Here is a 26,482-nt window from a genome sequence, read left to right on the forward strand (position 1 = left end):
GTTTCTACTCAGTTACCGGCGCGTTAAACGCTGTTTCGGCCGCGCCGCGGCGCATCCAGGGCGGGCCGCAGCTGGCGCGCATCTTCTGGCGGAATTTCTCCTGCTCTTCCGGCGTCATGCCGGCCAGGCGGGATTCCATGCGCTGCTTCCAGTCGTTTTTGTGCTGCTGCCACTTGCGGCTGAAGCCCGGGCGCCCCCCGCCCCCGCGGAAGCCGGTGAGCAGACGGGTGAGCAGGAGCAACCCCAGCGTCTGCCAGAAGGTGATGACCGGGCCGTGGAACAGCACGGGCACGAGCCAGTTCCAGAGGCTCATCGTGACGTAGCCCATAGCGGCCACGAACAGCACGCCAAGGAGAATGAATTTGAGGACGCGAAGCGGCCAGGATTTCGGATTCATGTCGTTGTTGCTTTTATGAAGGGCGTCCTGCTAAGCTATTCGCGGCACGACGTTCTTGTTGGTGGGAAGTAGACGGCTTTAGTCCGTAAACAGGTTGTTGTAGAGCACTTGCAGGCGCTGGCGCAGGTGCTGCACGGCGTAGTGCTTGCGCGAAATCAGGGTTTTGAGCGGGACGCCGGTTTCCTCGGCCAGCTCCTTGAAGGTTTTGCCCTCCAGCTCGTGCCACACGAACACGTCGCGCTGGTTTTTGGGCAATTCGTCGAGAGCCTCGGCCAGGGCTTCCATGAGCGTTTCGCGCAGCAGCCGGTTTTCGGGGGCATCGTCGGCGGCGGGCAGCACGTCGGCCAGCAGCAGGGCGCCTTCCTCGTTGTCGTCGGCGTAGCGGAGCATTTCCTCTTCCAGCGAAGCCGTCTTCTTCTTGCGGTAGAGGTCGGTGATACGGTTGCGGGCCACGCGAAACAGCCAGGAAGCCACCTTCTCCACGGGCTTGAGCATCCGGTAGCTCTCGACCAATTCCCCGAACACATCCTGCAGGATGTCCTCGGCGTCGTCGGGGTCGGGCACGCGGCGGCGGATGAAGGCCAGCAGGCGGCCGCGCTGTTCCTGCACGGCGGCTTGAATCTGCTGGTCCTGTCCGCGCATTGAGCCTAAGGGTAAGGTGGGTAGGGCTAGTGCTTCCATTCTGACCAAGCAGACGAAGCGCGGGGAAAAATACTTTATCAGGCTCAGAAAATTTTGCCTGAGGGATATCCGCACCCAGAAGTACGTCATTCTGAACCGGCCGAAGCATCTCCCCTGCTTCGCTGAATTACCAAGCCGACGACCCCACGCGAGATTTCTGAGCAAGCTCGGAATGACGTTCGAAAGATGGCGTGCGACTAGGGGGCGGCTCTGCCCGTTGGCAACGGCCAGCTTACCCTGCCAATTTTTGCGTCATTCCTTGCGACTTCCGCAATCTGCACCTTGCCGGGCCCGCCTGTACTTTTCCCTGTGGATTTCCCGATAGTCTGGCTACCTTTGCCAGCTAAATAACCCCGGCTACGCCTTAGTCGGGCTCTTTGCCTTGTCCGCTGACCCCACTGCATGGAACAGACCATCCCGGAAGTCATTCGCACCGTCCCGCTGGAGTATTACGTGTACTTCGCCACGGCGCTATTTGCCATCGGCGTAACGGGCGTGCTGACCCGGCGCAATGCCATCATCATCTTTATGTGCGTAGAGCTGATGCTTAACGCGGTAAACGTGCTGCTGACGGCCTTCTCGGCCTACCGCTCCGACCCCAACGGGCAGATTTTCGTGTTTTTCATCATGGCCGTGGCCGCCGCCGAAGTATCGGTTGGGCTGGGCATTATCGTGATGATTTACCGCAACTTCCAGAACACCGACGTCAACCTGCTCAACCGCCTGAAGTGGTAATGAGACTCCCGGCCCCGCCGGTCTGGCCCCGCCGGACCTGAAGGGCTGGGTTTTCTTTTAGCATACCTTTCTATGCAAGAAACTGTAATCCCCGCGGCCAGCGCCCCGTATTCCACGCTGCTGTACGTTCTGATTCCGCTGCTGCCGTTTCTGGGCTTCCTGATCAACGGCCTGCTGAACAAAAAGCTTTCGGGCACGGTGGCCGGCGCCATCGGCTCCCTGACGGTGCTGGGCTCCTTCCTGATTTCGGTGTACCTGTTCACCACCTTTCAGTACCAGTACACGGTGAAGCTGTTCGACTGGATTTCGGTCGATACCCTGCAGATTCCTTTTTCCTACCAGATTGACCAACTCAGTCTGATTATGCTGCTGCTGGTCACGGGCGTGGGCTTCCTGATTCACGTGTACAGCATCGGCTACATGCACCACGACGAGAACGTGGGCAAGTTCTTCGCCTTTCTGAACCTGTTCGTGTTCAGCATGCTGGTGCTGGTGCTGGGGGCCAACTTCGTGATTCTGTTCATCGGCTGGGAAGGCGTGGGACTGTGCTCCTACCTGCTCATCGGCTTCTGGAACAAGGAAACGGCCAACAACAACGCCGCCAAGAAAGCCTTCATTATCAACCGCGTCGGCGACCTGGGCTTTCTGCTGGGCATCTTTTTGATCTACCTGAATTTCGGCTCGGTGCAGTACGCCGAGGTGTTCCACAAGGCCAGCACTCTGCAAATCGGGACGGGCGTCGTGACGGCCATTACCCTGCTGCTGTTCGTGGGCGCCATGGGTAAGTCGGCCCAGCTGCCGCTCTACACCTGGCTGCCCGACGCCATGGCCGGCCCCACCCCGGTTTCGGCCCTGATTCACGCCGCCACGATGGTAACGGCCGGTATCTACATGGTGCTGCGCTCGAACGTACTCTTCACCCTGGCTCCCGACACGCTCAACGTCGTGGCCTGGATTGGCGGCATCACCGCGTTGTTTGCCGCCACCATCGGTCTGGCCCAGAACGACATCAAGAAGGTGCTGGCCTATTCCACGGTGTCCCAGCTCGGCTACATGTTCCTGGCCTTGGGCGTCATGGGCTACAGCACGTCGCTGTTTCACGTGCTCACCCACGCCTTCTTCAAGGCCCTGATGTTTCTCGGTGCCGGCTCGGTGATTCACGCCATGAGCAACGAGCAGGACATCCGCCGCATGGGCGGCCTGCGCAAGGCCCTGCCGATTACGTTTATCACCTTCCTGATCGGCTGCCTGGCTATTTCGGGCATTCCGCCGTTTTCGGGCTTCTTCTCCAAGGATGAAATCCTGGAGCACGTGTATCAGCACAACAAGATCCTGTGGGGCATCGGCATGGTCACGGCCTTCCTGACGGCCTTCTACATGTTCCGCCTGCTGTTCCTGACTTTCTTCGGCGAGTTCCGCGGCACCGAGGAGCAGAAGCACCACCTGCATGAGTCGCCGGCTAGCATGACGCTGCCGCTGATTATTCTGGCCATTCTGGCGGCCGTGGGCGGCTTTATGGGCGCCCCGATGTTCGTGGGCAAGCATTACCTGGCCGACTACCTCGCCCCGCTGTTCACCTACTCGAAGCGCCTGAACCCCGAGGCGTTTGCCACTGAGCTGGACCACGGCACCGAGCTGATGCTCATCGGCCTGTCGGTAGCCGCTGGGGTGCTGGGTATCCTGTTTGCCTACGTGCAGTACGTGAGCCGCCGGGTGCGCCCAGCCGAGGACGACGCCCACCGCTCGGCCGCCGAAAGCCTGGTCTACCACAAATATTACATCGACGAGCTGTATAACGCCCTGTTCGTGCGCCCCGTCATGTGGCTCTCGACCGGCCTGTACCGCTTCGTGGAGCAGGGCATCATCGACCCGATTGTCAACGGCTTCGGCCGCGTCACGCTCGGAGGCGGGCAGCTCTTGCGCTACGTGCAAACCGGCTACGTGGGCCTCTACCTGATTCTGATTGTGGTCGGCATCGTGCTGGTGCTGGGCCTGAACCTGATGCGGCTCTAACCCTGCGACCTATGAAAGGCTTTCTTACCCTGTGCCTGCTTTTCGTTGCCAGCGCGGCCTTCGCCCAGAAGGTGGAGGTAAAGGACGATGCCGTGCTGGTCGACGGCGGCAAGTACGCCTTGGTCGAGCAGGACGGCTGCAAACTCATGGACACCCAGTGCATCTACTACCTCAAGTCGTTGGATGGCAAGCGTCAGCTCGCCGTCAAGCAGCTTGAGTTTGTGGATCCGGCCACGATGAGTGCCTCCCACCCCGACGGGCGCACGCTGTTTCTGCAGTTCGTTTTCCTGGGTTCGGGCACTAAAGCGGAAATTCCGTTTCCCGCCACCCTGCACCTGCGAGCCCTCGACGTGGCGCGCAGAGTGGCCAAAGCCCAGCTGTTTGCCAACGGCAGCCTCAACGATCAGGCCGCCGCAGACTTCGTCACTACCCACGGCATGCCCTTTTCCGAGCGTCGCAGTGAGTTGGGCGGTCCTAAGGTTATTGTCATCGAAAAAAACTAAGGCCGTTTCGGCACCCTCCTCGGCGTCCGCAGCTATTCTGCTCGCGTGAAACTTGATTTTCCACATGCTGACTGTCTTTCTCCTACTCTTTCCCGTCGCGGCGGCCCTGCTGCTGCACTTTGCCAAAGGCAATGCAGCCCGCGTAATGGCCCTGGGCGCGGCGCTGGTCGAATTCGCGGTGGCGGTGTACGCCGCCGTTATTTCCCAGCTCACGGCCCAAACCCAGTTTGAAGTCAACGTGCCCTGGATTGCCTCCTCGGGCATCAACTTCCACGTCGGCATGGACGGGCTGAGCTTGGTGCTGGTGCTGCTGACGGCCTTTCTGGTGCCGCTCATCATCCTGGCTTCCTTCCGCCACGACTACCCCAACGCCTCCGCTTTTTACGCCCTGATTCTGTTTATGCAGACGGGCCTGATTGGGGTGTTCGTGTCCCTGGACGCCTTCCTGTTCTACTTCTTCTGGGAAGTGGCCCTGATTCCGATTTACTTCCTGGCTGGCGTCTGGGGCTCGGAGCGCCGCATTGCCGTCACGTTTAAGTTCTTCCTGTACACCATCATCGGCTCGCTGTTTATGCTGGCCGCCTTCGTGTACCTCTACTTCCAGACCGGCCTGCACGGCGCCGCCCGCTCGTCCGACCTGCTGGCCTTCTACAACCTCACGCTCAGCTCCGACCAGCAAAGCTGGGTGTTCTGGCTGATCTTCATTGCCTTCGCCGTGAAGATGCCGATTTTCCCCTTCCACACCTGGCAGCCCGACACCTACACCGAGTCGCCGACGCCGGCCACCATGCTGCTTTCGGGCATCATGCTCAAGATGGGTATCTACGGCACGCTGCGCTGGCTCTTGCCCATCGTACCCAAGGGCGTCAGCCACTGGGGGCCGCTGGTGATGGTGCTCTGCATTATCGGTATCATCTACGGGGCCATCATTGCCATCCGCCAGCGCGACGTAAAGCGCCTCATTGCCTACTCTTCCCTCTCCCACGTGGGGCTGATGGCCGCCGGCGTGTTTTCCCTGACCATGATAGGGCTGCAGGGCACCGTGATTCAGATGCTGGCCCACGGCGTGAACGTGGTGGGCATGTTCTTCATTGCCGACATCATCCAGCGCCGCACCGGCACCCGCGACATTGCTGAACTCGGGGGCCTGACCAAAAACACTCCCGCTCTGTCCGTGACCTTCCTGGTGCTGCTGCTCAGCACCGTGGCCTTGCCTCTCACCGCCGGCTTCGTGGGTGAGTTTCTGCTCCTGGGCGGCGTGTACCAGTACAATCACTGGATGGGCGCCGTAGCCGGCCTGACCATTATTCTGGGCGCGGTGTATCTGCTGCGCATGTTCCAGCGCGTGATGCTCGGTCCCGACACCCAGTTCACGGCCACTATCAAGGACCTGACCGGTTCCGAGCTGGCCGTGCTGGTGCCCTTGATTGTGCTGGTGTTCTGGCTGGGCCTGTTTCCCGGCACGTTTATGCGCATCTCCGAGCCGGCCATCACGCAGATCATGACGATAGTCACCCGCTAAGCCCCCGATTCCGACGACATGACTTCTATTATTCTGCTCTCCGTCCTTGGCATCATCAATCTGTTTCTGGGCTTTCTGCGCTCCAACAAGATTCTGCTGCCGGCCGCCATGGTCATCCTGGCCCTCGTGTTCGGGGCCAACCTGCTCGACTGGAACGCGGCTCCCGAGTCGTACTTCAGCGGTATGCTTACCATCGACCGGTACTCGGTAGCCTTCACCGGCATCGTGACCCTGACCACGCTGCTGCTGATTCCTTTTTCCCAGAAATACGTGCGCGACGGCCAGGAAAACCTGGCGGAATACTACTCGCTGCTGCTGTTCTCGCTCGTGGGCGCCATCATGATGGTTAGCTACGACAACCTGCTGATGCTGTTCGTGGGCATCGAAATCCTGAGCGTGGCTATGTACGTGGTAGCCGGCTCCGACAAGCGCAACGTGCGCTCCAACGAAGCCGCGCTGAAGTACTTCCTGATGGGTTCCTTCGCCACCGGCATCCTGCTCTTCGGCATCGCCCTGGTCTACGGCGCTACCGGCGCCTTCAGCCTGATTGACATTGCTGGCGCCGTCGTGCAGCCCGCCAACGCCACCTTCCGCCCCATGCTCTACATCGGCATGCTGCTGATGTTTGTCGGCATCAGCTTCAAGGTGTCGGCCGCGCCCTTCCACTACTGGACGCCCGACGTGTACGAAGGCACCCCGACTTTCTTCACGGCCTTTATGAGCACGGTGGTTAAGACGGCCGGTTTCGCCGCCTTCTTCAAGCTGCTGATGGTGGCTTTCCAGGCCGCCGAAAGCTTCTGGATTCCGACCATCATGGCCATTACGGTTCTGACCCTGCTCATCGGCAACGTGGGCGCCGTGGCCCAGACCAGCGTGAAGCGCATGCTGGCTTACTCGAGCATTTCGCACGCCGGTTACTTGTTCATCGGCCTGGTGGCCCTGAACGGCAAGCTTTCCGCCAACGGTATTTTCTTCTACTCCCTGGCCTACTCGGTAGCTACGGTGGCCTCGTTCGGGGTGCTCAAGCTCGTGGCCGACCAGCGCCAGCGCGAGGATTACGCCGTGCTCAACGGCCTGGCCAAGACCAACCCCCTGCTGGCTTTCGTGATGACGGTGGCCATGCTGTCGTTGGCCGGCATTCCGCTCACCGGTGGCTTCTTTGGCAAGTTCTTCATCTTCGGCGCAGCCATGGACAAGGGCTACATCGGCCTGGTGGTTTTCGCCGTGCTCATGTCGATGGTCAGCATCTATTACTACCTGCGGCCCGTCATTGCCATGTACATGCGCCCGGCCGAGGAAGACATGACCGAGCCGGTGGCCGTGGGCCCGTTCCAGTCCGCTATTCTGGTGCTGCTGGCGTTGCTCACGATTCTACTGGGCGTGCTGCCCGGTTTGCTGAGCAAGGTGCTGTAAGCAGCCCCGACCAGTACTAAAAACAAAGAAGAGCGGCCTGCGGGCCGCTCTTCTTTGTTGCTGCTTGCATCTTCAGCCTTACTTGTGGGTCACCCGGATGCTGATCCGGCGGTTTTGTGCCCGGCCCAGCGGGGTGGCATTGTCGGCCACGCCGTGTTTGCCCCCGTAGCCTTTGGCCTCGATTCGGCTCAGTGGAATGCCCATCGACACCAGTTCCGACATGGCTGCGTTGGCCCGGTCCTCGCTTAGCTTCAGGTTGGCCAGCACGTTGCCGGTGATGTCGGTATAGCCCCCAATCTTGACCCGCGCGTTGGGGAAGCTTTTCAGGATGCTGGCTACGTTGCGCAGCTGCTGCCGCGACTCGTCGGTGAGCGTCGCTTTCTTGGTGTCGAAGTACACCCGGTCAAAGTTGATCCAGCCCTTGGTGCGGTTGATGGAGTCGACCTGGGTGGCGTCGTCGGCCAGAAAGGCGTAGAGCCGATTTTCAGTCGAATTCACCCCAACCGTCTGGGTCGTGCCATCCACCAGGGTCAGGGTGATGGGACGGCCGGGGTCGTAGATGTAGTTGCCGGTGGCTGCGTCGTAGCGCCCGGCCGGATCTTCGGCCGGGCGCTGGGCCGGGGTTGGCGTGGTCGTAGCCGCCGCGGCCGGTACCAGACTCACCGGCACGCCTTCCGCGGCCGGATTTTTCAGACGATTCTGCACAAACAGGTATTCGAGCACGCCGCCGGCCACCACCAGTAGCAGTAGCAAAGCCCAGCGCATGGCGCTACTCGTCGTGGCCGGAGCCGCCACGGGGCGGTAGTCCCGCTCACTGCCGAGCCGGGGCGTCACGTCGGCCGGGGCCAGCGGGGCGGGGCTCTGGGGCTCGTAGCGCGGGGCCGGGGCCGGCGGGTTCAGGCTGCTCGTATTCAGCTGCAGGGCCTCCAGAATGCTGGCTTTCTGCTGCTCCAACCAGGCGAATAGTTCGGGCGCGCTCAGTTCTTTCTGGTGGGCGTGGGCGCCCAGAGTGTGGAGCACGGCCTGGGCCACCATGCTCAGCAGCGTCTCAACTGAGGACGATTTCAGGCGGGTACCCTCGGCAATCTGACTAATGGTTGGGCCATAATTTTCACCCAGCAAGCCCCACATGAGTTCCGTACGCCGCTTGAGCCGGTCGGCGGTGAGTAACTCCGGCAGGCCGCCGGTATCGGTGGCCTGGTCGGCCAGGGTCCAGAGGGCTTCCACTCCCCCGGGCCGCTCGGCGCGGGCAATAAAACTGCTGAGAACAAGCGGGATAATCTTCGCCAATGCTTTGCCGACTCCCCGCTCATTCTCCCCGACCACCGCACTGGCCTGACTCACGGTATCTTCCGTAAAGTACGTCTCGACCTCTTCCAACAGGTTTTGTTGCATAGCAGTAAAGTTTACACGTGTACGTTTAAGTAATAATACTAATTTTTAAATAAAAAGTAATATGATCAACCCAATACGCACTCCCACTTGCCGGCATAAAATTATGCCCGGGCAGTTATAGCAGAGCCAGCAAGTGGGATTATATGCGGCGCATTACGGCGCTGGGTTCGTCAGCGTAAATCACGGCCTGGTCGGGGAAGGGCTCCTCACCCCGGAACTTCTGCAACAGCCGGGCAGTGGTAATGATGTCCTTCTGGCAGTAGTGCACGATGCGGGGCAGGTCCTTGTCGGTGTAGAACACGCGGGCCACGTCGGCGCCGGTGATGTCGTCCTTGGGCGTGGGAATGTTGAACATGGCCGCCAGCAAGGACAGCGACGTGTACGATTTCCGGTCGCCAAACTTCCAGAGCTCCATCGTGTCGAGGTGGGCTACCTCCCAGGGTTTACGGCCGGCAATGTCGAGTTGGGGCGGCAGGGGCAGGCCGTTGATGAGCAGGCGGCGGCCCAGGTAGGGAAAGTCGAACTCCTTGCCGTTGTGGGCGCAGAGCAGAAAGTTGGGCTTGCGGGCCAGCAACGCCGAAAACTCCCGCAGCATAGTCGGCTCATCGTGGTCGGCGAAGCTCTTGACGCGGAAGCGCCACTGCTCCTCCTGCCGGTCGAAGGTGAAGCAGCCCACCGAAATGCACACCACGCGGCCAAACTCGGCGTAAATCCCGGCTTGCTCAAACAGGGTGGCCGCTTCCAGGTACGAGGGCATTTCCTCCACGTCGGCGCGGCTCGAGCTCCAGCCTTTTTCCCGGCGCAGGGCGTGGCACTTGTGCTCCCAGAGCAGACGCAGCATGTCGTTGAGCTCGTCGTGGCAGCCCACGCAGGGCACCGTTTCGATATCGAGCACGAACAGCTGGTCGAGGGGAGTTTTGTGCAGAATCTGCATAACGGGGGCCTATAATCGTATCCGGATACCGAAGATAGGCTATTCGGCCGCTTGCGGGGCGTTTGAAACGAAATTTTCTCCGCGGCGCAGCTGATCCGGCAGCCCTTGCCCTGGCCCGGCCAGCCCGGATTTCAGCCAGCCTCGGCGGGACAGATTTCTCAACCGCCCGAAAAAAAACCGCCCTCTCCCGGCGGTGTGAAACCGGGAGGGGCGGGAGTCGGTCGGAATGTCCGGGGCACGACGGCCGCGAAGTTGCCGGACAGCGAAAGGGCTGAGCGGAGCAGGCTTAGGCCAGGGCGGGACGCCCGGTAAGCCAAAGACCCATCATCATCAGAAGCAATTGGCGGCGTGGCTTGGACATGGCGACAGACAGTTGGCGGGATATCCAGTGGCTCCGGAGGCCGTCCGCGGAAGCGGAGTTGCCGGGGTCATTGGTCGACATGAAGGTGCGGTTTTCCGGGGCCCAGCACAATCACATGATAATGTGAGCCGGGCGCGGCGGCCTAGGTCAGCCCCTGGCGCAGGGCCTTGGACACGGCCTCGGTCATGGAGCGCACGTGCAGCTTTTCGTAGATTTTTTTGATGTGGGAGCGGACCGTGTCGATGCTGATGCCCCGGTCGGCGGCAATCATCTTGTAGCTGTAGCCTTCCACGAGCAGCCCCAACACTTCCTGCTCCCGGGCGCTGAGGCTGGCCAACGACTCTTCCTGCTGGGCCGCCACCGGGGCCTTGGTGCGCGGAAACAGGCGCAGCACCTGCCGGGCAATGCCGGGCGTCATCGGGGCCCCACCCTGCCGCACCTCCCCGATGGCTTCGAGCAGCTTGGCGGGCGGCGTTTTCTTGAGCAGGTAGCCGTCGGCGCCGGCGCAGATGGCCTCAAACACCCGGTCATTGTCCTCGAACACGGTCAGCATCACCACGTTCACCTTGGGTGTGGCCACCTTGATGTGGCGCAGCCCCTCGATGCCGGTCATCCCGGGCATGTCGATGTCCATCAGCACCACGTCGGGGGTGAAGCGGGCCACGTCGGCGGGGGCCTGCATGCAGTTGCCCAGCGCCCCGACCAGCTCCAGGCCCGGGGAGCCGGCCAGCAGCTGGCTCAGGCTGGTGCGCAGGTCGTAGTTGTCTTCGTAAATCAGGACGCGCGTCGGGGTTTGCATGGCGGAGATGGATAAGGGGTTACCAGTCCTCAAGTTACGAAGCCCGGCAGTAGCCGGCCGCTACATGATGATGTGGCCTAGCTGGTCAGCGGCAGGCTCAGCCGCAGCGTGGTGCCCTGGCCGGGAGTGCTGTGAATGGTCAGCTCCCCGTGCAGGGCGGCGGCGCGGGCCCGCATGTTGGTCATGCCGTTGCCCCCGCCCTGGGCCGGGGCGGCGGGGTCGAAGCCGATGCCGTCGTCCTGCACCAGCAGCACGAGACGGGTGTGCTCAAAGGTTAGGGCAATGGTGGCGTGCTGGCAGTGGGCGTACTTAGCCAGGTTGTTCACGGCCTCCTTGAAGAGCAGAAAAAACTCCCGGCGCGCGCGCATGGTCAGCTTCAGGCCCGCTACCGAGGGGTCGGTGCGGAAGTGCAGGTCGATGCCGCGGGCTTCGAGCACGTCGGAGGCGAAGCTGCGCATGCGGGCCGTCACGTCTTCCAGCGAGTCGTGGGCGGGGTTGATGGTCCAGACGATGTCGTCCATGGCGTCGAGCATGCGGTGGGAGCTTTCCCCGATCTGCTCGAGCACCGCCGCGGCCTGCTCGGGGCGGTCCTGGCGCTGGTGGTTGCGGGCAATCTGGCTCAGGATGGAAATGCTGCTCAGCGTGGAGCCCATGTCGTCGTGCAGGTCGCGGGCAATGCTGTGGCGCACGCCTTCCAGGGCCAGCACCTGCCGGATGCGCAGCTGGTAGGCCAGAAACAGCAGAGCCAGCACCACCCAGCTGATCAGAATTCGAAACCACCAGGTGCGGTACCAGGGCGGCTGCACCACCACCACCAACGCCGTACCCTGCGGATTCCAGACCCCATCGTTGTTGGCCGCCCGCACCCGGAACGTATAGGTGCCCGGGTCGAGGTTGGTGTAGGTGGCCTCGTGCCGGGTGCCGGCCAGTACCCAGCCCGGGTCAAAGTTTTCAAGCTTGTAGGCGTAGCGGTTCTTGTCGGGCAGGCGGTAGTTGAGGGCCGCAAACTCCAGGGAAAAAAAGTAGTCCTGGGGCGAGAGGCGGATGCTGCGCCGCTCCGTGATGCTGGTATCGAGCTCCACGAGCTGGTCGAATTTGCGGAAGCCGGTGAGTACCACCGGGGGCGGCACGGCGTTGGTCGGCACGGTGGCGGGCCGGAAGCTCACCAGCCCCTTGACCCCGCCGAAATACAGCCGGCCGCTGCCACCGCGGTGGAAGGCGCCGGCATTGAACTCGTCGTGGGGCAGCCCGTCGCGCACGTCGAAGGTGTGAAACTGGTTGGAAGCGGGCGTGAGCCGGGCCAGGCCCTTGTTGGTCGACATCCACAGGTCGTGGTGCTCGTCTTCCAGAATGCCGTATACCACGTCGTTGGGCAGGCCCTGGGGCTCCCGAAACGTGGTAAAGTGCTGCTCCCCGTCGTAGCGGCACAGCCCCCCGCCCTCGGTGCCGAACCAGACGCGCCCGGCTTGGTCTTGCATAATGCAGCGCACCCGGTTGCTGCTCAGGCTGGTCGGGGTGCGGTTGTCGGTGCGGAAGGTTTCGAAGGTGCGGGTGGCAGGATTGTAGCGGCAGAGTCCGTCGCCGGTGCCCACCCACACGGCGCCGCGCTGGTCCTGGAGCACGGCGCGCACGAAGTTGTTGCACAGGCTGCGCGGGTCGCGCGGGTCGTGGCGAAACACGGTGAAGCGCTGCGCATCCGGCTCAAAGAGCGTCAGGCCGGCCTCCGTCCCGATCCAGAGGCGGTTCTGGCGGTCCAGGTACAACGAGCGGATAAAGTCGGCGCTGAGCGAATTGGGCCGGGCCGGGTCGTGGCGGTAGTGGGTGAAGCGGGTGGCGCCGGGCTCCAGGCAGTCGAGCCCCTCGCTCTGGGTGCCCACCCACAGGCGGCCCTGCTGGTCGAAGCACAGGGCCCGGATAAAGTCCTCGCTCAGGCTGCCGGGGTCGGCGGGGTCGTGGCGAAACTGCCGCCGCTGCTTCGTGACCGGGTCGTAGCACACCAGCCCTTCGCTTTCGGTCCCGACCCACACCCGGCGCTGGGCGTCCTCGCTCACGGCCCACACCGAGTTGGGCAGCCCCGGCGTAATCGGGTAGCGCGTGAAGGCGGCGGGCCGGGCCTCGAAGCTGCACACCCCGCCTTCGGTGCCGGCCCACAGCAGCCCCGAGCGGTCCTGAAACAGGGAAAGCACCACATTGTCGGCCAACGAGTGGGGCGTGGCCAGCTCGTGCCGGTACGTGACAAAGCCCCCCGACCCGGGCAGGTAGCGCGCCAGGCCCGCCCCCGTGCCCACCCACAGCAGGCCCTGGGCATCGAGCCACACGGCCTTGATGGCATCGCTGGGCAGGCTGCCCGCCGCGGTTGGGCTGGCCCGGAAAAGGCGGGGCCCGGCTAATCCGGCGGGCAGGTAACCCAGCCCGTCGGCTTCGGTGCCCACCCACAGGCCCCCGCGGGCGTCGGGGCACAGCGCCGTGATGGACGAGGAAGCCGGCCAGCGGCCCGCGGCCTCCAGCGTCCCGGTTGCCTCGTTCAGCCGGCTCACTTGCCCTTCGCCGGTGCCCACCCACAGCTCCCCCTGCCGGTCCTCGGTGATGGTACGGATGGAGTTGCGGCGGGCGGTGGCCGACTCGGCGAAGCGGTGGCGGAACAGCTGAAAGCGGCCGGTTTGGGGGTTGAAGCGTTGCAGGCCGGTTTCGGTGCCCACCCACACCTGCCCCCGCCGGTCGCAGAACACCGACCACACGAAGTTGTCGATCAGGCTGCCGGCGCTGTCGGCGTCGTGTTGAAAGGCGCGAAACCGCTCGGTCAGCGGGTTGTAGCGGCACACGCCCCCGCCCCCGGTGCCCACCCAGAGCTGGCCCTGCTGGTCGGGGGCCAGGGCCCGGATAAAGTTGCTGCTCAGGCTGCCGGCCCGCTGGGCGTCGTTGCGGAAGATGCGGAAACCGGTGCCGTCGTAGCGGCTCAGCCCGTCTTGGGTGCCCAGCCAGAGGAAGCCCCGGCGGTCCTGAGTCAGGCAGTACACGCTGTTTTCCGACAGGCCGTTGGTGCTCGACAGGGTGCGAAACGTGGGACTCGGCGCCGGCTGGGCTAGGGCGCCGCGCAGCCCGGCCAGGCTCAGCACCAGCCCCAGCACGCTCCACCGCAGCCAGTTAACGAGAGAATTACGCATGCGCACAACAGATAGCCCCGGAATACTTCGGCCGTAGGTCGGGTGCCGGCCCACGGGGCTGCAACCTAGGTATTTCCCGCCGTTTGCCCATACTCCAGCCCGGCAGCTTGGGCCCCGCCAGCTCGGGTGCAGCGTGGCCTCGACCAGCCAGTCTGCTCCGCACGGCCCACATTCGGGCGCAAGCCTTATCTTGTCTGGGCGTCGGTGGGGCTACTTCCGCCTGGGCACTTTAGTCGACTACTGCCACAGTTTCCTACCCTTCGGGTACGGCCAGCTATTCTCCGAAATCAATGCTCATACCATCTTCTCCCCTGCCTTCCCCTACTATCAGCTCCGCCGAAATGGGCAGCCTGGGCGTTCGGCACTTAAAGCGCTTCTGGGCGCGCCAACTCGCCAACGGTACCGGTCAGGCGGCCGACAGCACCGAGCAGGACTGGCGTTTCGACAACCTGGTGCTCAATGCCCTGGGCCTGGCGCTGGGCGAAACCCTTAGCTACCTGATGCAGGCCCGCCCCGACTTTGCCGAGTTTGAGCGCTGGGTGCTGGCCCGCAACGAAGGACCGCTCGACGCTGGACTGCTGGCGCGCCTGAACAGCACCCTGGCCGGGCAGCCCTACACTGCCGCCGCCCTGGCCCCCCTGCACGCCCTGGATGCCCTCGACGACGTGCTCAGCCCGGAAGATTTGCGCCACTGGGATGAGCATGGCTACGTCATTGTCCGCAATGCGGTGTCGCGGGAGCAGGCGCGGGCCACCGAACAGGCCGTCTGGGAAATGCTGGAAATGCGGCCTGACGACGTGGCGTCCTGGTACGAGAAGCCCATTGGCAGGGGTATCATGATGGATTTCTACCACCACCCTACGCTGCGGGCCAACCGCCACGCTCCCCGGATCCAGAAAGCCTATGCCCAGCTCTGGCAGACGTCCGACCTCTGGGCGACTACCGACCGGACCAGCTTCAACCCGCCCGAAACGCCGGCCCTACCTCACCAAGGCTTCCAGCTGCACTGGGACGTGAGCCTGCAGCCCCCTTTTCACTTCGGTACCCAGGGCCTGCTCTACCTCTGCGACACCCCGGCGGAGCAGGGCGCCTTTCGCTGCGTGCCCGGCTTTCACCGCCGCCTGGAAAGCTGGCTGCGGGAGTTGCCCGCCGGTACCGACCCGCGCGACGTCACCCTCGACGCGCAGGCCGTACCCATTGCCGCCCAGGCTGGCGACTTCATTATCTGGCACCACTTTCTGCCCCACGGCAGCAGCCCCAACCGCGGCACCTACCCCCGCATCGTGCAGTACCTGAACATGTACCCGGTGGACTTCCGGGAGACGATGGCGTGGCGGTAGGCAGCTTATAGGCTTTTATAGAAATGACGTCTACAAGCCCATTTGAGTACGCCGAAGTAATCAACATCTTAGCTGAAGGACTGCGTCTAGGTTTGTTTACTAAGCAGCAAGTAACGCAGTGGGCCGACAGCTTCATTTTGCGGGACGAGCAGCCAGATATCTTCTTTATTGAACTCGCCCTGAGCCCTAATGATGATGAGGCACTTACGGTTTTAACCGAAGCCGTCGGTAGTATGTCTGCGGAGACAACTCCTCGGCCCTTGTTTGGCGCTATCTACGGGCAAGTACTGAGACAGGAGAAATCCATTGTAGAGGCGGCCCTTAGCTTGTCACCCTTTACATGGGAGGGTGAGCTGCTGACCAAGCGGGAATTCGACGTTGTAAATGACCTTTACTATACCGCTGACCTCGCCGATGCAGTAGGTGAATCCGATCTGGCAGTATTGGAAAAAAACACGTTAGAGTTTCTTGCTCCCTATCAGAACTACACCATCGAGAACTATGCTCACTGGAATGAGCTCGACCAAGAAATCAATTTAAAGCTCGCTCCCCCATCCTTATCCGATGACGTAATTCAAAAAGCGGCAACTCTCCAAGGGCCGGCAACTCCCGTCAGAAAACATTGGTGGCAGTTTTGGAAATGACAGCAACGACAAGCGGCTCCTGATCTACCAGGAGCCGCTTCTGCATTTTGCGCTAAAAAAATATTTACTTCTTCTCCACCACCTTCGTCTCGATGCTCAATTCCTTAAGCTGAGCATCGGAAATGGTGGAGGGCGAGTCAATCATGACGTCGCGGCCGGAGTTGTTTTTGGGGAAGGCAATGAAGTCCCGGATGGAGTCGGCACCGCCGAAGAGGCTGCAGAGCCGGTCGAAGCCGAAGGCAATGCCGCCGTGGGGCGGAGCGCCGTACTCGAAGGCGTCGAGCAGGAAGCCGAACTGGGCCTTGGCTTCTTCGTCACTGAAGCCCAAGAGGCTGAACATCTGGGCCTGCACGGCCCGGTCGTGGATGCGGATGGAGCCGCCGCCCACTTCCACGCCGTTGATGACCATGTCGTAGGCGTTGGCCCGCACCTGCCCAATGGTATCGGGATTGTTGAGCAGGTGCATGTCCTCGGGCTTGGGCGAGGTGAAAGGATGGTGCATGGCGAAGTAGCGGCCTTCCTCTTCCAGGTATTCGAGCAACGGAAAATCAACCACCCACAGCGGGCTGAACGTGTCTTTGTGGCGCAGGCCGAGGCGCTGGCCCATTTCCAGGCGCAGCTCCGAGAGGGCCTTGCGGGTTTTGTCGATGGGGCCAGCCAGCAGCAGCAGCAGGTCGCCGGGGTTGGCGCCCATGGCCGCGCTCCACTTCTGGAGCTCTTCCTGGGAGTAGAACTTGTCTACCGACGACTTCACGTTGCCATCGGCTTCCACGCGGGCGTAGACCAGGCCAGTGGCGCCCACCTGGGGCTTTTTCACAAAATCGGTGAGTTCATCAATCTGCTTGCGGGTGTAGGCGGCGCAGGTAATGGCGTTGATGCCCACGACCAGCTCGGCGCTGTCGAAAACCGGGAAGCCCTGGCCTTTCACCACGTCGTTGAGCTCCACGAAGCGCATGTCGAAGCGGGTGTCGGGCTTGTCGTTGCCGTACTGACGCATGGCGTCGGCGTAGGTCATGCGGGGCAAAGTCCCGATGTCGATGCCCTTCACTTCCTGAAACAAGTACTGCACCAGGCCCTCAAACGTGTTCAGGATGTCTTCCTGCTCCACGAAGGCCATTTCGCAGTCGATTTGGGTGAACTCGGGCTGACGGTCGGCGCGCAGATCCTCGTCGCGGAAACACTTCACGATCTGGAAGTACCGGTCGAAGCCCGACACCATCAGCAGCTGCTTGAAGGTCTGGGGCGACTGGGGCAGGGCGTAGAACTCGCCGGGGTTCATGCGGGAAGGCACCACGAAGTCGCGGGCACCTTCGGGCGTGCTCTTAATCAGCACCGGCGTCTCGACCTCGATAAACTCCTGGCCGTCGAGGTAGCGGCGCACGGCCTGGGCCAGGCGGTGGCGCAGCATCAGGTTCTGGCGCACCGGGGTGCGGCGCAAATCCAGGTAGCGGTACTTCATGCGCAGGTCGTCGCCCCCGTCGGTTTCGTCCTCAATCAGGAAGGGCGGCAGCTTGGCCGGGTTCAGCACCTCCAGCTTCTCAACCCGGATTTCAATGTCGCCGGTGGGCAGCTTGTCGTTTTTGGAGTAACGCTCGGCCACTTTGCCGGTCACGCTAAGCACAAACTCGCGGCCCAGGTTACGGGCTTGCTCGCGCACCTCGGCGCTTTCCACGCCTTCTTCCAGCGCCAGCTGGGTCAGACCATACCGGTCGCGCAAGACAATCCAGGAGATGCCACCCGCGTCGCGGGTGCGCTGCACCCAGCCGGTGAGCGTAACGGTTTGGCCAACATGGTCGAGGCGAAGTTCGCCACAGGTGTGCGTTCTGAGCATGGTAAGGAGCACTGAGTTCGGTAACTCCGGCGAAGGTAGGCAAGAAAAATAAGTCGGGAAGGGCAGCAAACGTGGTCTGGCAGTGGGCCCTGAAGCTCCGCCGCCTGCCGGCGGGGGCCGTCAGACCAGTAGAAACCACTCCGGGCCGCTGGCCAGCCCGGTTAGCATGGCTCGGTCTGGCCGGCAACCCCCACCCCGTTTTTTTGGTACGGAGTATGTAATACACCTTCCAGACCCTGACCTTTTTTGCCTTCCATCACCTTTCCCGATATGAAACGTACCGCTCTGCTGGCTGCCGCCGCTGCCCTGCTTACCTTCTCGGCCGCCCAGGCCCAAACCAGCCCCACCAAGGTCAAGACCAAAGCCAAGTCGGAGACGACCGGAACCGTGGTGAAAACCAAGGCCCAGACCGACGCCGAGCCCGTAACCCTGAGCGGCCCCATCAAACGGGTGGAAACGCTGTCGGGCATCGACGTCTTCCCAGACCCGAACTCGGGCACCATCTTCCTGAGCTTCACCCAGCAGTTTACCAAGCCCGGCACGCTGGTCATGACCGACTATAAGAACAAGGCCATCTACAGCACTACGCTCGATCCGGCCAACAACACTGGTCAGCCCGTGGACCTGGGCCGCATTCCGGCCGGCACCTACCTGGTAGAGGCCAAAACCGGCAACTACGTGTACTGGAAGAAAGTCCGCATCAAGTATCCTTACAAAATGGTGAAGAAGGGCTAAGCCCGCTTTTGCCCCGATTCTGGCCTCCGAAACCCGTCCGGTTTCGGAGGTTTTCGTTTGGGGCCGCCCCCAGGGCACGGCCGCCCGCCGTTTGTCGTTCTGCGTCTCGTAGTACCTTGCCGTTGCAACTATGAAAACCAACCCGCTTTTTTCCCGCCTCGCCGCCCTGCTGCTGGTGCTCACGCTGGCTTCGTTTGCCGGCCCCAAGCTCACCAAGACGGCCATCACCAAAACCCTGACCGTGGGGGTTCCGGCCGGCTTTATGGCCCTGCCCGACGACGGTATTGCCGCCAAGTACCCGGCCGCGCGCCGGCCGCTGGCCGTGTATTCCGACCCCGCCGGCCGCATCGACTTCAGCGTAGCCCAGAAGCCGACCACCTTTACCGACCGGGATTACGCCCTGCTGCTGAAGATTTACAAAGCCAGCATTCAGAACATGTACTCCAAGGTGCAGTTTCTGACCGAGGACATCCGCACCGTCAACAAGCGCGACTTCGTGACGCTGGAGTTTGTGTCCAGCGTGAATGACACCCGGCGCGGTTCCAACCTGGCGCCCATTCGCAAGTACCAGCTCGTGCAGTACGCCATTCAGGGCGACCAGCTCTTCGTGTTCACCTTCGATGCCCCCGCCGACGAGCAGGCTCAGTGGCAGCCCACGGCCCAGGCCGTGATGAAAAGCATCGTTATGAAGTGATTCAGCGTCTTAGTGAGTTAGTGAGTTGTTCTTATTGAGCTATTGACATCAGCTGAACATCAAACTCCCTAATTCACTAACTCACCATCTCACCACCCATGACCCTTTCCCTGTATTCCGACGAGCAGTACATGCGCGAGGCGCTCAAGCAGGCCCGCTACGCGCTGGCGGAAGATGAAATTCCGATTGGCGCGGTCGTGGTGATGGACAAGCAAATCATTGCCCGGGCCTACAACCAGACCGAAAAGCTGCGTGACGTGACGGCCCACGCCGAAATGCTGGCTTTGACGGCCGCGGCCAACTTCGTGGGCAACAAGTACCTGGCCGAGTGTACGCTCTACGTGACCGTGGAGCCCTGCGTGATGTGCGCGGGCGCCAGCTTCTGGGCCCAGGTGAAGCGCGTGGTGTACGGGGCCAGCGAGGAAAAGCGCGGCTTCCGGCGCTACGGCAACCTGCTGCACCCGCGCACCGAACTGGTTACGGGCATCCTGGCCGACGAATGCGCCGCGCTGATGCAGGAGTTCTTCACCCAAAAGCGGAAATAATCTACTTTTGAGCTCTTCCCAGCGGCCCCGCCGTAACCATGCAGCCCGCCGGGCGGTTATTACCCTAGTACTCACCCTCGTTTTTTCCTTCCAACCCTAAACCACTTTCTTATGGCTTTCGAACTGCCCAAGCTGCCCTACGACTATAGCGCCCTGGAGCCCCACATCGACGCGCAGACGATGGAAATTCACCACTCCAAGCACCATCAGGCCTACGTCACGAACCTCAACAACGCCATTGCCGGCACGGAGCTGGAAGGCAAGTCGCTCGAGGAGCTCATGCACAGCATTGCCACCGTGCCCCCAGCGGTGCGCAACAACGGCGGCGGCCACTGGAACCACTCCCTGTTCTGGACCGTGCTGGGCCCGAACGGCGGTGGTGAGCCCACCGGCGCGGTAGGCGAAGCTATTACCAAGGCTTTCGGCTCGTACGAGAAGTTCAAGGAAGAATTCACCAAGGCGGCCACCACGCGCTTCGGCTCGGGCTGGGCCTGGCTCTGCAAGCAGGCCGACGGCTCGGTGCAGATCTGCTCGACGCCCAACCAGGACAACCCGCTCATGCCCGACACCGGCTGCAAAGGCACCCCGGTGCTGGGCCTCGACGTGTGGGAGCACGCCTACTACCTGAAGTACCAGAACCGCCGCCCCGACTACATTGCGGCCTTCTACAACCTCATCAACTGGGACGAGGTAAACCGCCGCTTCAACGAAGCCCAGTAAGCTGCCCGGTTTCCACAAAAAGGCCCCGCCACTTCCGGCGGGGCCTTTTTTTTGCAGTGCAAGCTGGCTAATTCAGGAAGTCGAGCCCGAGTCTGGGGGCTGCAGGTAGCGCTGCAGGGCCTGCACGTAGACTTCAAATGCGGTGATGCCCCGGGGCGTGATGGCGCAGCGGGTGAGCGGGTAGCTGCCGTTCATTTCGCGGGTCATGCTCAGGTAACCGGCCTCCTTGAGCTTGCCCAGCTGCACGCTCAGGTTGCCGGCCGTAGCCCCGGTTTTCTCCTTCAAAAACGTGAATTCGGCCTCCCGCACGCTCAGCAGCAACGACATTACGGCCAGCCGCAGCTGGGAGTGCAGCAGCGGGTCGAGGTCCTCAAACGGCGCGGCCACGGCGGAAGCGTGCTTTGAGCAGATGCCCGGGAATGATATAGGACACCACCACCGCGGCGGCCAGCAGCAGCAGCTGAGTCGGAAACGACACCAGAAAAGCGGCCGTAGCCAGCAGCCAGCAGGCGGCCCCACCGAAGACCAGCGGCCGGAACCGTAGTGCCCCACCGGTGACGAACGTGCCCAGCCCGTAGAGCGCAATCATGAACGGGTAGGCCAGCTGCCAGCCGTGGGTCATGCCGAAGCCCACTATCATCAGCAGCAGCACGCCCATGCCGGCCCAGAAAAAGCCCAGAAACTGGCCCAACGGCGTCTGCACGGTGCGGTGCTTTTCCTGCTGGTAGTGGTAGAAGCCGGTAATAATCCCGCCCAGGGGCATCAGCGCCCAGGGCAGCCAGGGCCGGGCGGAGCCGGTTTGCAGCAGCACGTAATTGGCCAGCGCGGCGCCCAGCACCAGCCAGCCCCAGAACAGAAAGTCGAAGGACCGGTCACTGAGGTCTTCCTTGGCCGCCTGAATCATCTGCTGAATCAGAAGCAGGCTTTCGGCACCGGTCATAGGTTTGTCGGAGGGTTCCATGCGGAAAAGTAGCAGTAAACGAGGAAACGAAGAACGACGGGAGCCGCCTAGCGGCCTTCGGGCTCGTCGAGCAGAAAGTCGAAGAACGGATTGACGCGCAGACGGTCCGGCATTGGCCGCGGGGCCGGGTGAGCCGGGGGCGTCGCTGGGGGCCGGACCGGCGTCAGCAGGCTCAGCGCCGCCGCGGCCAGGGCGGCTACGGCCGCCAGCAGCCCCAGCACCGCCGCCGGCTGGCCGGCTACCAACCCCAGGCCTACCCCGCTGCCCAGCAGCGCCAGGGCCCACCCAGCTTGGCGAACCAGCGGGGCCGGCCCACGGAAGAAGCCGGAACGACGCGAATAAGAACGGACTGGCAGCATGACGAAAGCAGGTTGGTTCCGAAGGATGATGCAAACATAAACCAGTTTACAATATAAACTACATTACCAGACAAACTTTATTTCCGACGCCGGATCAGGGGTGAAAAACGCGGGTTGGCCGTTTCTGATTTTCATTATCTTTGACGGTCCGGTTTTTTCCTACCGGGCGTGCCTTGTTCCTTTCGTTTCTCTTTATGCACAGATTTGCCGGGCTCCTTGGCGCGCCGCCGATTCCGGAACCAGTATTTCCCCGCCGCCCGCGGCGCGGCCCCGGCCTCTAGCCGAAGCCCCGAACCACCGGCCATCCAAGCTCCCGCCCCGCATTTCCCTCCCCGATTTTTCCGGAGCCGGCCCAGGCCCCAACCATTGCGCGGGCCGGCTTAGCGCGTCTCACTTTACTCTGCTCTCCCTTTTCATCTCAATTCCCACGGGAAGGAATCCGGTATCCACAAAAAGCCCCCGCTTCCTTCGTCTTCAACCCGAACCTGCATGAACACCAAGCTGCGCTTAATTGTATTGAGTTTCCTTCAGTTCTTTATCTGGGGCTCCTGGCTGATAACCATTGGCGCGTACTGGTTCCAAACCAAGCAATGGTCGGGAGCGGAGTTTGGCGCCATCTTCTCCACCATGGGCATTGCGGCCATCTTCATGCCCTCCCTGATGGGCATCGTGGCCGATAAGTGGGTGAATGCCGAGAAGCTCTTCGGTGTTCTGCACATTCTGGGCGGCATCGTGCTGTTTACCGTGCCGATGGTCGACAACCCGACCAGCATGTTCTGGGTGATGCTGCTGAACATGATTTTCTACATGCCCACGCTGGCATTGTCCATTGCCGTGTCGTACTCGGTGCTCAAGAGCAAGGGCGGCGACGTGGTCAAGGACTACCCGCCCATCCGGGTGTGGGGCACCATCGGCTTTATCGTAGCCATGTGGACGGTGAGCTTGCTGGGCATCGAGAAATCGGCCAGCCAGTTCTACGTAGCGGCCGGCGCTGCCATTCTGCTGGGTATTTACTCCTTCACGCTGCCCGCCTGCCCGCCCCCGTCCAAGAATGCGCAGGGCCGCTCTTTCGTGGATGCTCTGGGCCTGAAGTCGTTTGCCCTGCTGCGCGACACCAAGATGGCGACCTTCTTCCTGTTTGCCCTGCTGCTGGGCGCCGCCTTGCAGCTCACCAACGCCTACGGCGACACGTTCCTGCACGATTTCGACAAGGTGCCCGCCTACCAGAACACGCTGGCCGTGCGCTACCCGGCCATCATCATGTCCATCTCCCAGATTTCGGAGACGCTGTTCATTCTGGCTATTCCGTTTTTCCTGCGCCGGTTTGGCATCAAGCAGGTGATGTTCTTCAGCATGATTGCCTGGGTGCTGCGTTTCGGTCTGTTTGCCTACGGTAATCCCGGCACGGGCCTCTGGATGATTATCCTGTCCTGCATCGTCTACGGCATGGCCTTCGACTTCTTCAACATCTCGGGCTCCTTGTTCGTCGAAACCCAAACCGACTCCAGCATCCGGGCCAGCGCTCAGGGCTTGTTTATGATGATGACTAACGGCTTTGGGGCCGTGCTGGGCAGCTCGCTCAGCGGCATTATCATCCAGAACTACTTCACCATGGCCGACGGCACCAAGGACTGGCACAGCATCTGGCTGACCTTCGCCCTGTATTCTTTGGTTATTGCCGTGCTGTTCGTTATCCTTTTCAAGCACAAGCACAACCCGCAAACCACCGTCAACGCTCACCCCGAGCCTCTGCTGACGGTAGAGCAGGCTTAGTCATTCGTGAGGGTGAGCTCCAAACTAACGGCCTTATGCTCTTTGCAGTATAAAAAGAGCATATAACTAGTCTACGTTTGGCAAATAAAAAATCCCGCTTTGCAGGCTGCAAAGCGGGATTTTTTATTGTTTTCGCACCGCAGCGCGAACCAAAGCTCCGGGCAGCTTAGAACTGCTCGTCGGCGCCGAAGAAGAAGTTGCCTTCGATCTGGGCGTTTTCGTCCGAGTCGGAGCCGTGCACGGCGTTGGCTTCGATGCTCTTGGCGTACTTCTTCCGAATGGTGCCTTCGGCGGCCTGGGCGGGGTTGGTGGCGCCAATCAGGGTGCGGAAGTCAGCCACGGCGTTGTCCTTCTCCAGGATAGCGGCCACGATGGGGCCCGACGACATGTACTTCACCAGGTCGCCGTAGAACGGACGCTCGGCGTGGACTTCGTAGAATTTGCCGGCGCGCTCGGGCGTCAGCAGAACTTTCTTCAGGGATACGATGCGGAAGCCACCTTCTTCGATCATGCTCAGGATCCCACCGATGTGGTTTTCCTGGGTTGCGTCGGGCTTAATCATCGTGAACGTGCGGTTCGTGGCCATGGGGAGTTGTTTTAAGGCTGAAAAATGAGGTAGCAAAAAGCAGGGCAACGCGCTGAGCGAATTGCGGGCACAAAAGTAGCCGAATATTACCGGAGAAATAACGGCGGACAACTAAAAGCCAAATTCAACGGGCCGCTGGGGCCACTGGCAGCGTCAGGAAGCCGGTTGGGCTGATTTTCCGGGCCGTGGGGCCGGCGGCCCGAACCCAAATCGGGGCCCGGAATGTTAGGAGCGCAAGGAATCTGGAGAATATTTCCGACTTTTGCCGCCTTGCTTCCGGCTTAACACGCCGAATTTCAGCCACCTATCAGTAGGTAATGTCCACTATCAGCGAACTGAAGGAGCTGCTCGCGCAGCCCCGGCAGATTTTCATCACCACCCACCACAAGCCCGACGCCGATGCCCTCGGCTCGTCTTTGGGCCTGGCGGGCTACCTGCGGAAGAAAGGTCACCACGTCACGGTGGTCACGCCTTCCGACTACCCCGATTTCCTGGCCTGGATGCCCGGCAACGACTCGGTCATCGTGTATGACCCGCGGCGCAACGACGCGCAGGTGCGGGAAATCATTGGCACGGCGGAGGTCATCTTTTGCCTCGACTTCAGCTGTCTGGGCCGCATCAACGAGATGGGCGAGTACATCCGGCAGGCCCCGGGCACCAAGGTGCTCATCGACCACCACCTCGAGCCCGAGCAGTTTGCCGACCTCGATTTCTCCAACCCCAAGGCGGCCGCCACGGCGGAGCTGGTGTTTGAGGTAATCCGGGATTTGGGCGACCAGGACTTGATTGACGTGGGCATGGGCGAGAGCCTCTACGCCGGCATCATGACCGACACGGGCTCGTTTCGCCACCCCAGCACCTCGCGCAACGTGCATTTGATCATTGCCGAGCTGCTCAACGCCGGCATCGACCTTTCGTCGGTGCACCGCCGCATCTACGACTCCCACTCCGAGATGCGCCTACGCTTTCTGGGTTTTGTGCTCAAGGATAAGCTGGTGGTGCTGCGCGAATACAACACGGCCTACATTGCCATTACTCAGGACGAGCTGCGCCAGTACCAGTCCAAAACCGGGGACACCGAGGGGCTGGTCAACTTCGCGCTCAGCATCGAGGGCGTCGTGTTTGCCGCCGTGCTCATCGACCGGGGCCAGGCCGTCAAGATTTCCTTCCGCTCGGTTGGCGACTTCTCGGTCAATGAGTTTGCCCGCAAAAACTTCAATGGCGGCGGCCACCACAACGCGTCCGGCGGCATCAGCCACGACCCGCTCGACGTGACCGTGCAGCGCTTCCTGGACCTGCTGCCCGCCTACCAGACCCAGCTTGTGACGGCCCCGTTAGCGGTTGCGCCGCCCGCGGCGTAACTTGCCCCAAAATCTTCTTTCCAATTCTTCCCTTTTCATGCTCCTTCAACGCAATTTTCTGAGCCTGGCCCTGGCGGCCGGCGTCATGAGCCTAGCCTCCTGCACCAAGGGCGGCGGTGATTTCGCCAAGACTCCCTCCGGTATTGAGTACAAAGTCTTCAAAAACGAAGGCGGCAAATACAGCGGCCGGGAAGTAGCCGCCACCGGCGACGAAACCTACAAGTCCCGCCTGGGCAAGATCCTGGCGCTGAACGTGGAGTACCGCACTTACAAAGACTCCATCCTGTTCAACTCGCGCAAGCAGCAGGGCCTGCCGATGCGCATTGAGCTCCAGGACGTGAAAGTGAAGGGCGGCATCGAGGAAGCCATTGCCATGCTCCAGCCCGGCGACTCGGCCATCTTCCGCTTCAACGTGGACACGATTTTCGCCAAGTCGTTCAAGCAGCCCGTGCCACCGTTCATGAAGCCCAAAGCCGGCAAAGATGCCAAGGCTGAGCCCGCTTTCATGACCATGTACGTGAAGGCCGACAAGCTCCAGACCCGCGAGGAGGCTACGGCCGACCAGCAGAAGCAGATGGAGGAGCAGCAGAAAAAGATGATGGCCTACGCGGAAGAGCAGATCAAGAAGGACGACGTGATTCTGCAGGACTACATCAAGAAAAACAACCTGACGGCCAAGAAGGACCCCTCGGGCATCTACTACGTGGTAACCAAGCCCGGCACCGGCGCCGCACCCAAGCAGGGCCAGACCGTGTCGGTACTCTACAAGGGCTCGTTGCTCGACGGCAAAGTGTTCGACTCGTCGGAGAAGATGGGCAACAAGCCGATCGAGTTTCCGCTGGGCGTGGGCCAGGTGATTCCGGGCTGGGACAAGGGCATTGCCCTGCTCAACAAGGGCACTAAGGCCACGCTGCTGATTCCGTCGTCGCTGGCCTACGGGCAGCGCGGCGCCGGCCAGGACATTCCGGCCGATGCCCCCCTGCGTTTCGACGTGGAACTGGTTGACGTTAAGTAGT

General features: G+C 61.8%; 25 protein-coding genes. 14 read left to right on the top strand and 11 right to left on the bottom strand.

Annotation, left to right across the window (positions count from 1 at the left end; genetic code table 11):
- Nucleotides 1-4: 4 nt before the first annotated feature.
- Nucleotides 5-397: a hypothetical protein gene (locus tag EWM57_RS07770; protein ID WP_207218281.1), complete on the bottom strand. Its 393-nt coding sequence runs from the start codon at nucleotides 395-397 to the stop codon at nucleotides 5-7.
- Between the two features lie 78 nt (nucleotides 398-475).
- The gene (locus EWM57_RS07775) at nucleotides 476-1,039 is read right to left on the bottom strand and encodes an RNA polymerase sigma factor (protein ID WP_129920574.1); all 564 of its coding nucleotides are present in this window, start codon (nucleotides 1,037-1,039) and stop codon (nucleotides 476-478) included.
- 441 nt (nucleotides 1,040-1,480) lie between these two features.
- Between EWM57_RS07775 and nuoK the strand changes: the two genes are divergently transcribed.
- From nuoK to EWM57_RS07800, 5 genes are all read left to right on the top strand, one after another.
- On the top strand, nucleotides 1,481-1,813 hold the full coding sequence (gene nuoK, locus EWM57_RS07780) for an NADH-quinone oxidoreductase subunit NuoK (RefSeq protein WP_073109636.1): 333 nt from the start codon (nucleotides 1,481-1,483) through the stop codon (nucleotides 1,811-1,813).
- A 72-nt stretch (nucleotides 1,814-1,885) separates the two neighbouring features.
- Nucleotides 1,886-3,826: an NADH-quinone oxidoreductase subunit L gene (nuoL, locus tag EWM57_RS07785; protein ID WP_129920575.1), complete on the top strand. Its 1,941-nt coding sequence runs from the start codon at nucleotides 1,886-1,888 to the stop codon at nucleotides 3,824-3,826.
- A gap of 11 nt (nucleotides 3,827-3,837) precedes the next feature.
- A complete protein-coding gene (locus tag EWM57_RS07790; RefSeq protein WP_129920576.1) occupies nucleotides 3,838-4,329 on the top strand; it encodes a hypothetical protein in 492 nt (163 codons plus the stop codon).
- Nucleotides 4,330-4,393: 64 nt separating this feature from the next.
- A complete protein-coding gene (locus tag EWM57_RS07795) occupies nucleotides 4,394-5,851 on the top strand; it encodes a complex I subunit 4 family protein (protein ID WP_129920577.1) in 1,458 nt (485 codons plus the stop codon).
- 18 nt (nucleotides 5,852-5,869) lie between these two features.
- A complete protein-coding gene (locus EWM57_RS07800; protein ID WP_129920578.1) occupies nucleotides 5,870-7,264 on the top strand; it encodes an NADH-quinone oxidoreductase subunit N in 1,395 nt (464 codons plus the stop codon).
- A gap of 78 nt (nucleotides 7,265-7,342) precedes the next feature.
- On the opposite strand, the gene EWM57_RS07805 is transcribed toward EWM57_RS07800, so the two are convergent.
- From EWM57_RS07805 to EWM57_RS07820, 4 genes are all read right to left on the bottom strand, one after another.
- Complete coding sequence (locus tag EWM57_RS07805) at nucleotides 7,343-8,659, bottom strand: OmpA family protein (RefSeq protein ID WP_129920579.1); 1,317 nt, start codon at nucleotides 8,657-8,659, stop codon at nucleotides 7,343-7,345.
- Between the two features lie 139 nt (nucleotides 8,660-8,798).
- Nucleotides 8,799-9,593, bottom strand: a complete 795-nt coding sequence (locus tag EWM57_RS07810; RefSeq protein WP_207218282.1) for a 3'-5' exonuclease — start codon at nucleotides 9,591-9,593, stop codon at nucleotides 8,799-8,801.
- A gap of 503 nt (nucleotides 9,594-10,096) precedes the next feature.
- On the bottom strand, nucleotides 10,097-10,753 hold the full coding sequence (locus EWM57_RS07815; RefSeq protein WP_129920580.1) for a response regulator: 657 nt from the start codon (nucleotides 10,751-10,753) through the stop codon (nucleotides 10,097-10,099).
- A 77-nt stretch (nucleotides 10,754-10,830) separates the two neighbouring features.
- On the bottom strand, nucleotides 10,831-13,917 hold the full coding sequence (locus EWM57_RS07820) for a sensor histidine kinase (RefSeq protein WP_129920581.1): 3,087 nt from the start codon (nucleotides 13,915-13,917) through the stop codon (nucleotides 10,831-10,833).
- 290 nt (nucleotides 13,918-14,207) lie between these two features.
- Here EWM57_RS07820 and EWM57_RS07825 point away from each other — a divergent pair, with 290 nt between their 5' ends.
- Together EWM57_RS07825 and EWM57_RS07830 are read left to right on the top strand one after the other, a co-directional pair.
- A complete protein-coding gene (locus EWM57_RS07825) occupies nucleotides 14,208-15,257 on the top strand; it encodes a phytanoyl-CoA dioxygenase family protein (RefSeq protein WP_207218283.1) in 1,050 nt (349 codons plus the stop codon).
- Between the two features lie 23 nt (nucleotides 15,258-15,280).
- Nucleotides 15,281-15,901 carry a translin family protein gene (locus EWM57_RS07830; protein ID WP_129920582.1) on the top strand — a complete coding sequence of 207 codons (621 nt, stop codon included), beginning with the start codon at nucleotides 15,281-15,283 and terminating at the stop codon, nucleotides 15,899-15,901.
- A gap of 64 nt (nucleotides 15,902-15,965) precedes the next feature.
- Here EWM57_RS07830 and aspS read toward each other — a convergent pair whose 3' ends face one another.
- Complete coding sequence (gene aspS / locus EWM57_RS07835) at nucleotides 15,966-17,732, bottom strand: aspartate--tRNA ligase (RefSeq protein ID WP_129920583.1); 1,767 nt, start codon at nucleotides 17,730-17,732, stop codon at nucleotides 15,966-15,968.
- Nucleotides 17,733-18,002: 270 nt separating this feature from the next.
- Here aspS and EWM57_RS07840 point away from each other — a divergent pair, with 270 nt between their 5' ends.
- The 4 genes from EWM57_RS07840 to EWM57_RS07855 all read left to right on the top strand — a co-directional run bounded on the left by EWM57_RS07840 (nucleotide 18,003) and on the right by EWM57_RS07855 (nucleotide 20,426).
- Complete coding sequence (locus tag EWM57_RS07840) at nucleotides 18,003-18,467, top strand: T9SS type A sorting domain-containing protein (protein WP_129920584.1); 465 nt, start codon at nucleotides 18,003-18,005, stop codon at nucleotides 18,465-18,467.
- A gap of 130 nt (nucleotides 18,468-18,597) precedes the next feature.
- The gene (locus EWM57_RS07845) at nucleotides 18,598-19,161 is read left to right on the top strand and encodes a hypothetical protein (protein WP_129920585.1); all 564 of its coding nucleotides are present in this window, start codon (nucleotides 18,598-18,600) and stop codon (nucleotides 19,159-19,161) included.
- A gap of 98 nt (nucleotides 19,162-19,259) precedes the next feature.
- Nucleotides 19,260-19,706, top strand: coding sequence for a nucleoside deaminase (locus tag EWM57_RS07850; protein ID WP_129920586.1), 447 nt, complete (start codon nucleotides 19,260-19,262; stop codon nucleotides 19,704-19,706).
- Nucleotides 19,707-19,817: 111 nt separating this feature from the next.
- Entirely contained in the window at nucleotides 19,818-20,426 is a 609-nt protein-coding gene (locus tag EWM57_RS07855; protein WP_129920587.1) for a superoxide dismutase, read from the top strand.
- A 72-nt stretch (nucleotides 20,427-20,498) separates the two neighbouring features.
- Here the strand turns inward: EWM57_RS07855 and EWM57_RS07860 are convergent, their stop codons facing one another.
- Genes EWM57_RS07860 through EWM57_RS21120 form a run of 3 tightly spaced genes read right to left on the bottom strand, consistent with a single transcriptional unit; the run spans nucleotide 20,499 to nucleotide 21,746 of the window.
- Nucleotides 20,499-20,813: a winged helix-turn-helix domain-containing protein gene (locus EWM57_RS07860; RefSeq protein WP_242510012.1), complete on the bottom strand. Its 315-nt coding sequence runs from the start codon at nucleotides 20,811-20,813 to the stop codon at nucleotides 20,499-20,501.
- On the bottom strand, nucleotides 20,797-21,387 hold the full coding sequence (locus EWM57_RS21115) for a hypothetical protein (protein ID WP_165370451.1): 591 nt from the start codon (nucleotides 21,385-21,387) through the stop codon (nucleotides 20,797-20,799). The genes EWM57_RS07860 and EWM57_RS21115 overlap by 17 nt, the downstream gene beginning before the upstream one ends.
- 47 nt (nucleotides 21,388-21,434) lie before the next feature.
- Nucleotides 21,435-21,746, bottom strand: a complete 312-nt coding sequence (locus tag EWM57_RS21120) for a hypothetical protein (RefSeq protein WP_165370452.1) — start codon at nucleotides 21,744-21,746, stop codon at nucleotides 21,435-21,437.
- Between the two features lie 489 nt (nucleotides 21,747-22,235).
- On the opposite strand from EWM57_RS21120, the gene EWM57_RS07870 reads away from it, so the two are divergent.
- On the top strand, nucleotides 22,236-23,519 hold the full coding sequence (locus tag EWM57_RS07870) for a nucleoside permease (RefSeq protein ID WP_129920588.1): 1,284 nt from the start codon (nucleotides 22,236-22,238) through the stop codon (nucleotides 23,517-23,519).
- Between the two features lie 166 nt (nucleotides 23,520-23,685).
- On the opposite strand, the gene EWM57_RS07875 is transcribed toward EWM57_RS07870, so the two are convergent.
- On the bottom strand, nucleotides 23,686-24,105 hold the full coding sequence (locus EWM57_RS07875; protein WP_129920589.1) for a nucleoside-diphosphate kinase: 420 nt from the start codon (nucleotides 24,103-24,105) through the stop codon (nucleotides 23,686-23,688).
- A 317-nt stretch (nucleotides 24,106-24,422) separates the two neighbouring features.
- Here EWM57_RS07875 and EWM57_RS07880 point away from each other — a divergent pair, with 317 nt between their 5' ends.
- Together EWM57_RS07880 and EWM57_RS07885 are read left to right on the top strand one after the other, a co-directional pair.
- Nucleotides 24,423-25,466 carry a DHH family phosphoesterase gene (locus EWM57_RS07880; RefSeq protein WP_129920590.1) on the top strand — a complete coding sequence of 348 codons (1,044 nt, stop codon included), beginning with the start codon at nucleotides 24,423-24,425 and terminating at the stop codon, nucleotides 25,464-25,466.
- 37 nt (nucleotides 25,467-25,503) lie between these two features.
- The gene (locus tag EWM57_RS07885) at nucleotides 25,504-26,481 is read left to right on the top strand and encodes an FKBP-type peptidyl-prolyl cis-trans isomerase (RefSeq protein ID WP_129920591.1); all 978 of its coding nucleotides are present in this window, start codon (nucleotides 25,504-25,506) and stop codon (nucleotides 26,479-26,481) included.
- The last annotated feature ends 1 nt before the right edge of the window (nucleotide 26,482 follow it).

The organism is Hymenobacter persicinus (assembly GCF_004167665.1).
GTDB lineage: Bacteria > Bacteroidota > Bacteroidia > Cytophagales > Hymenobacteraceae > Hymenobacter > Hymenobacter persicinus.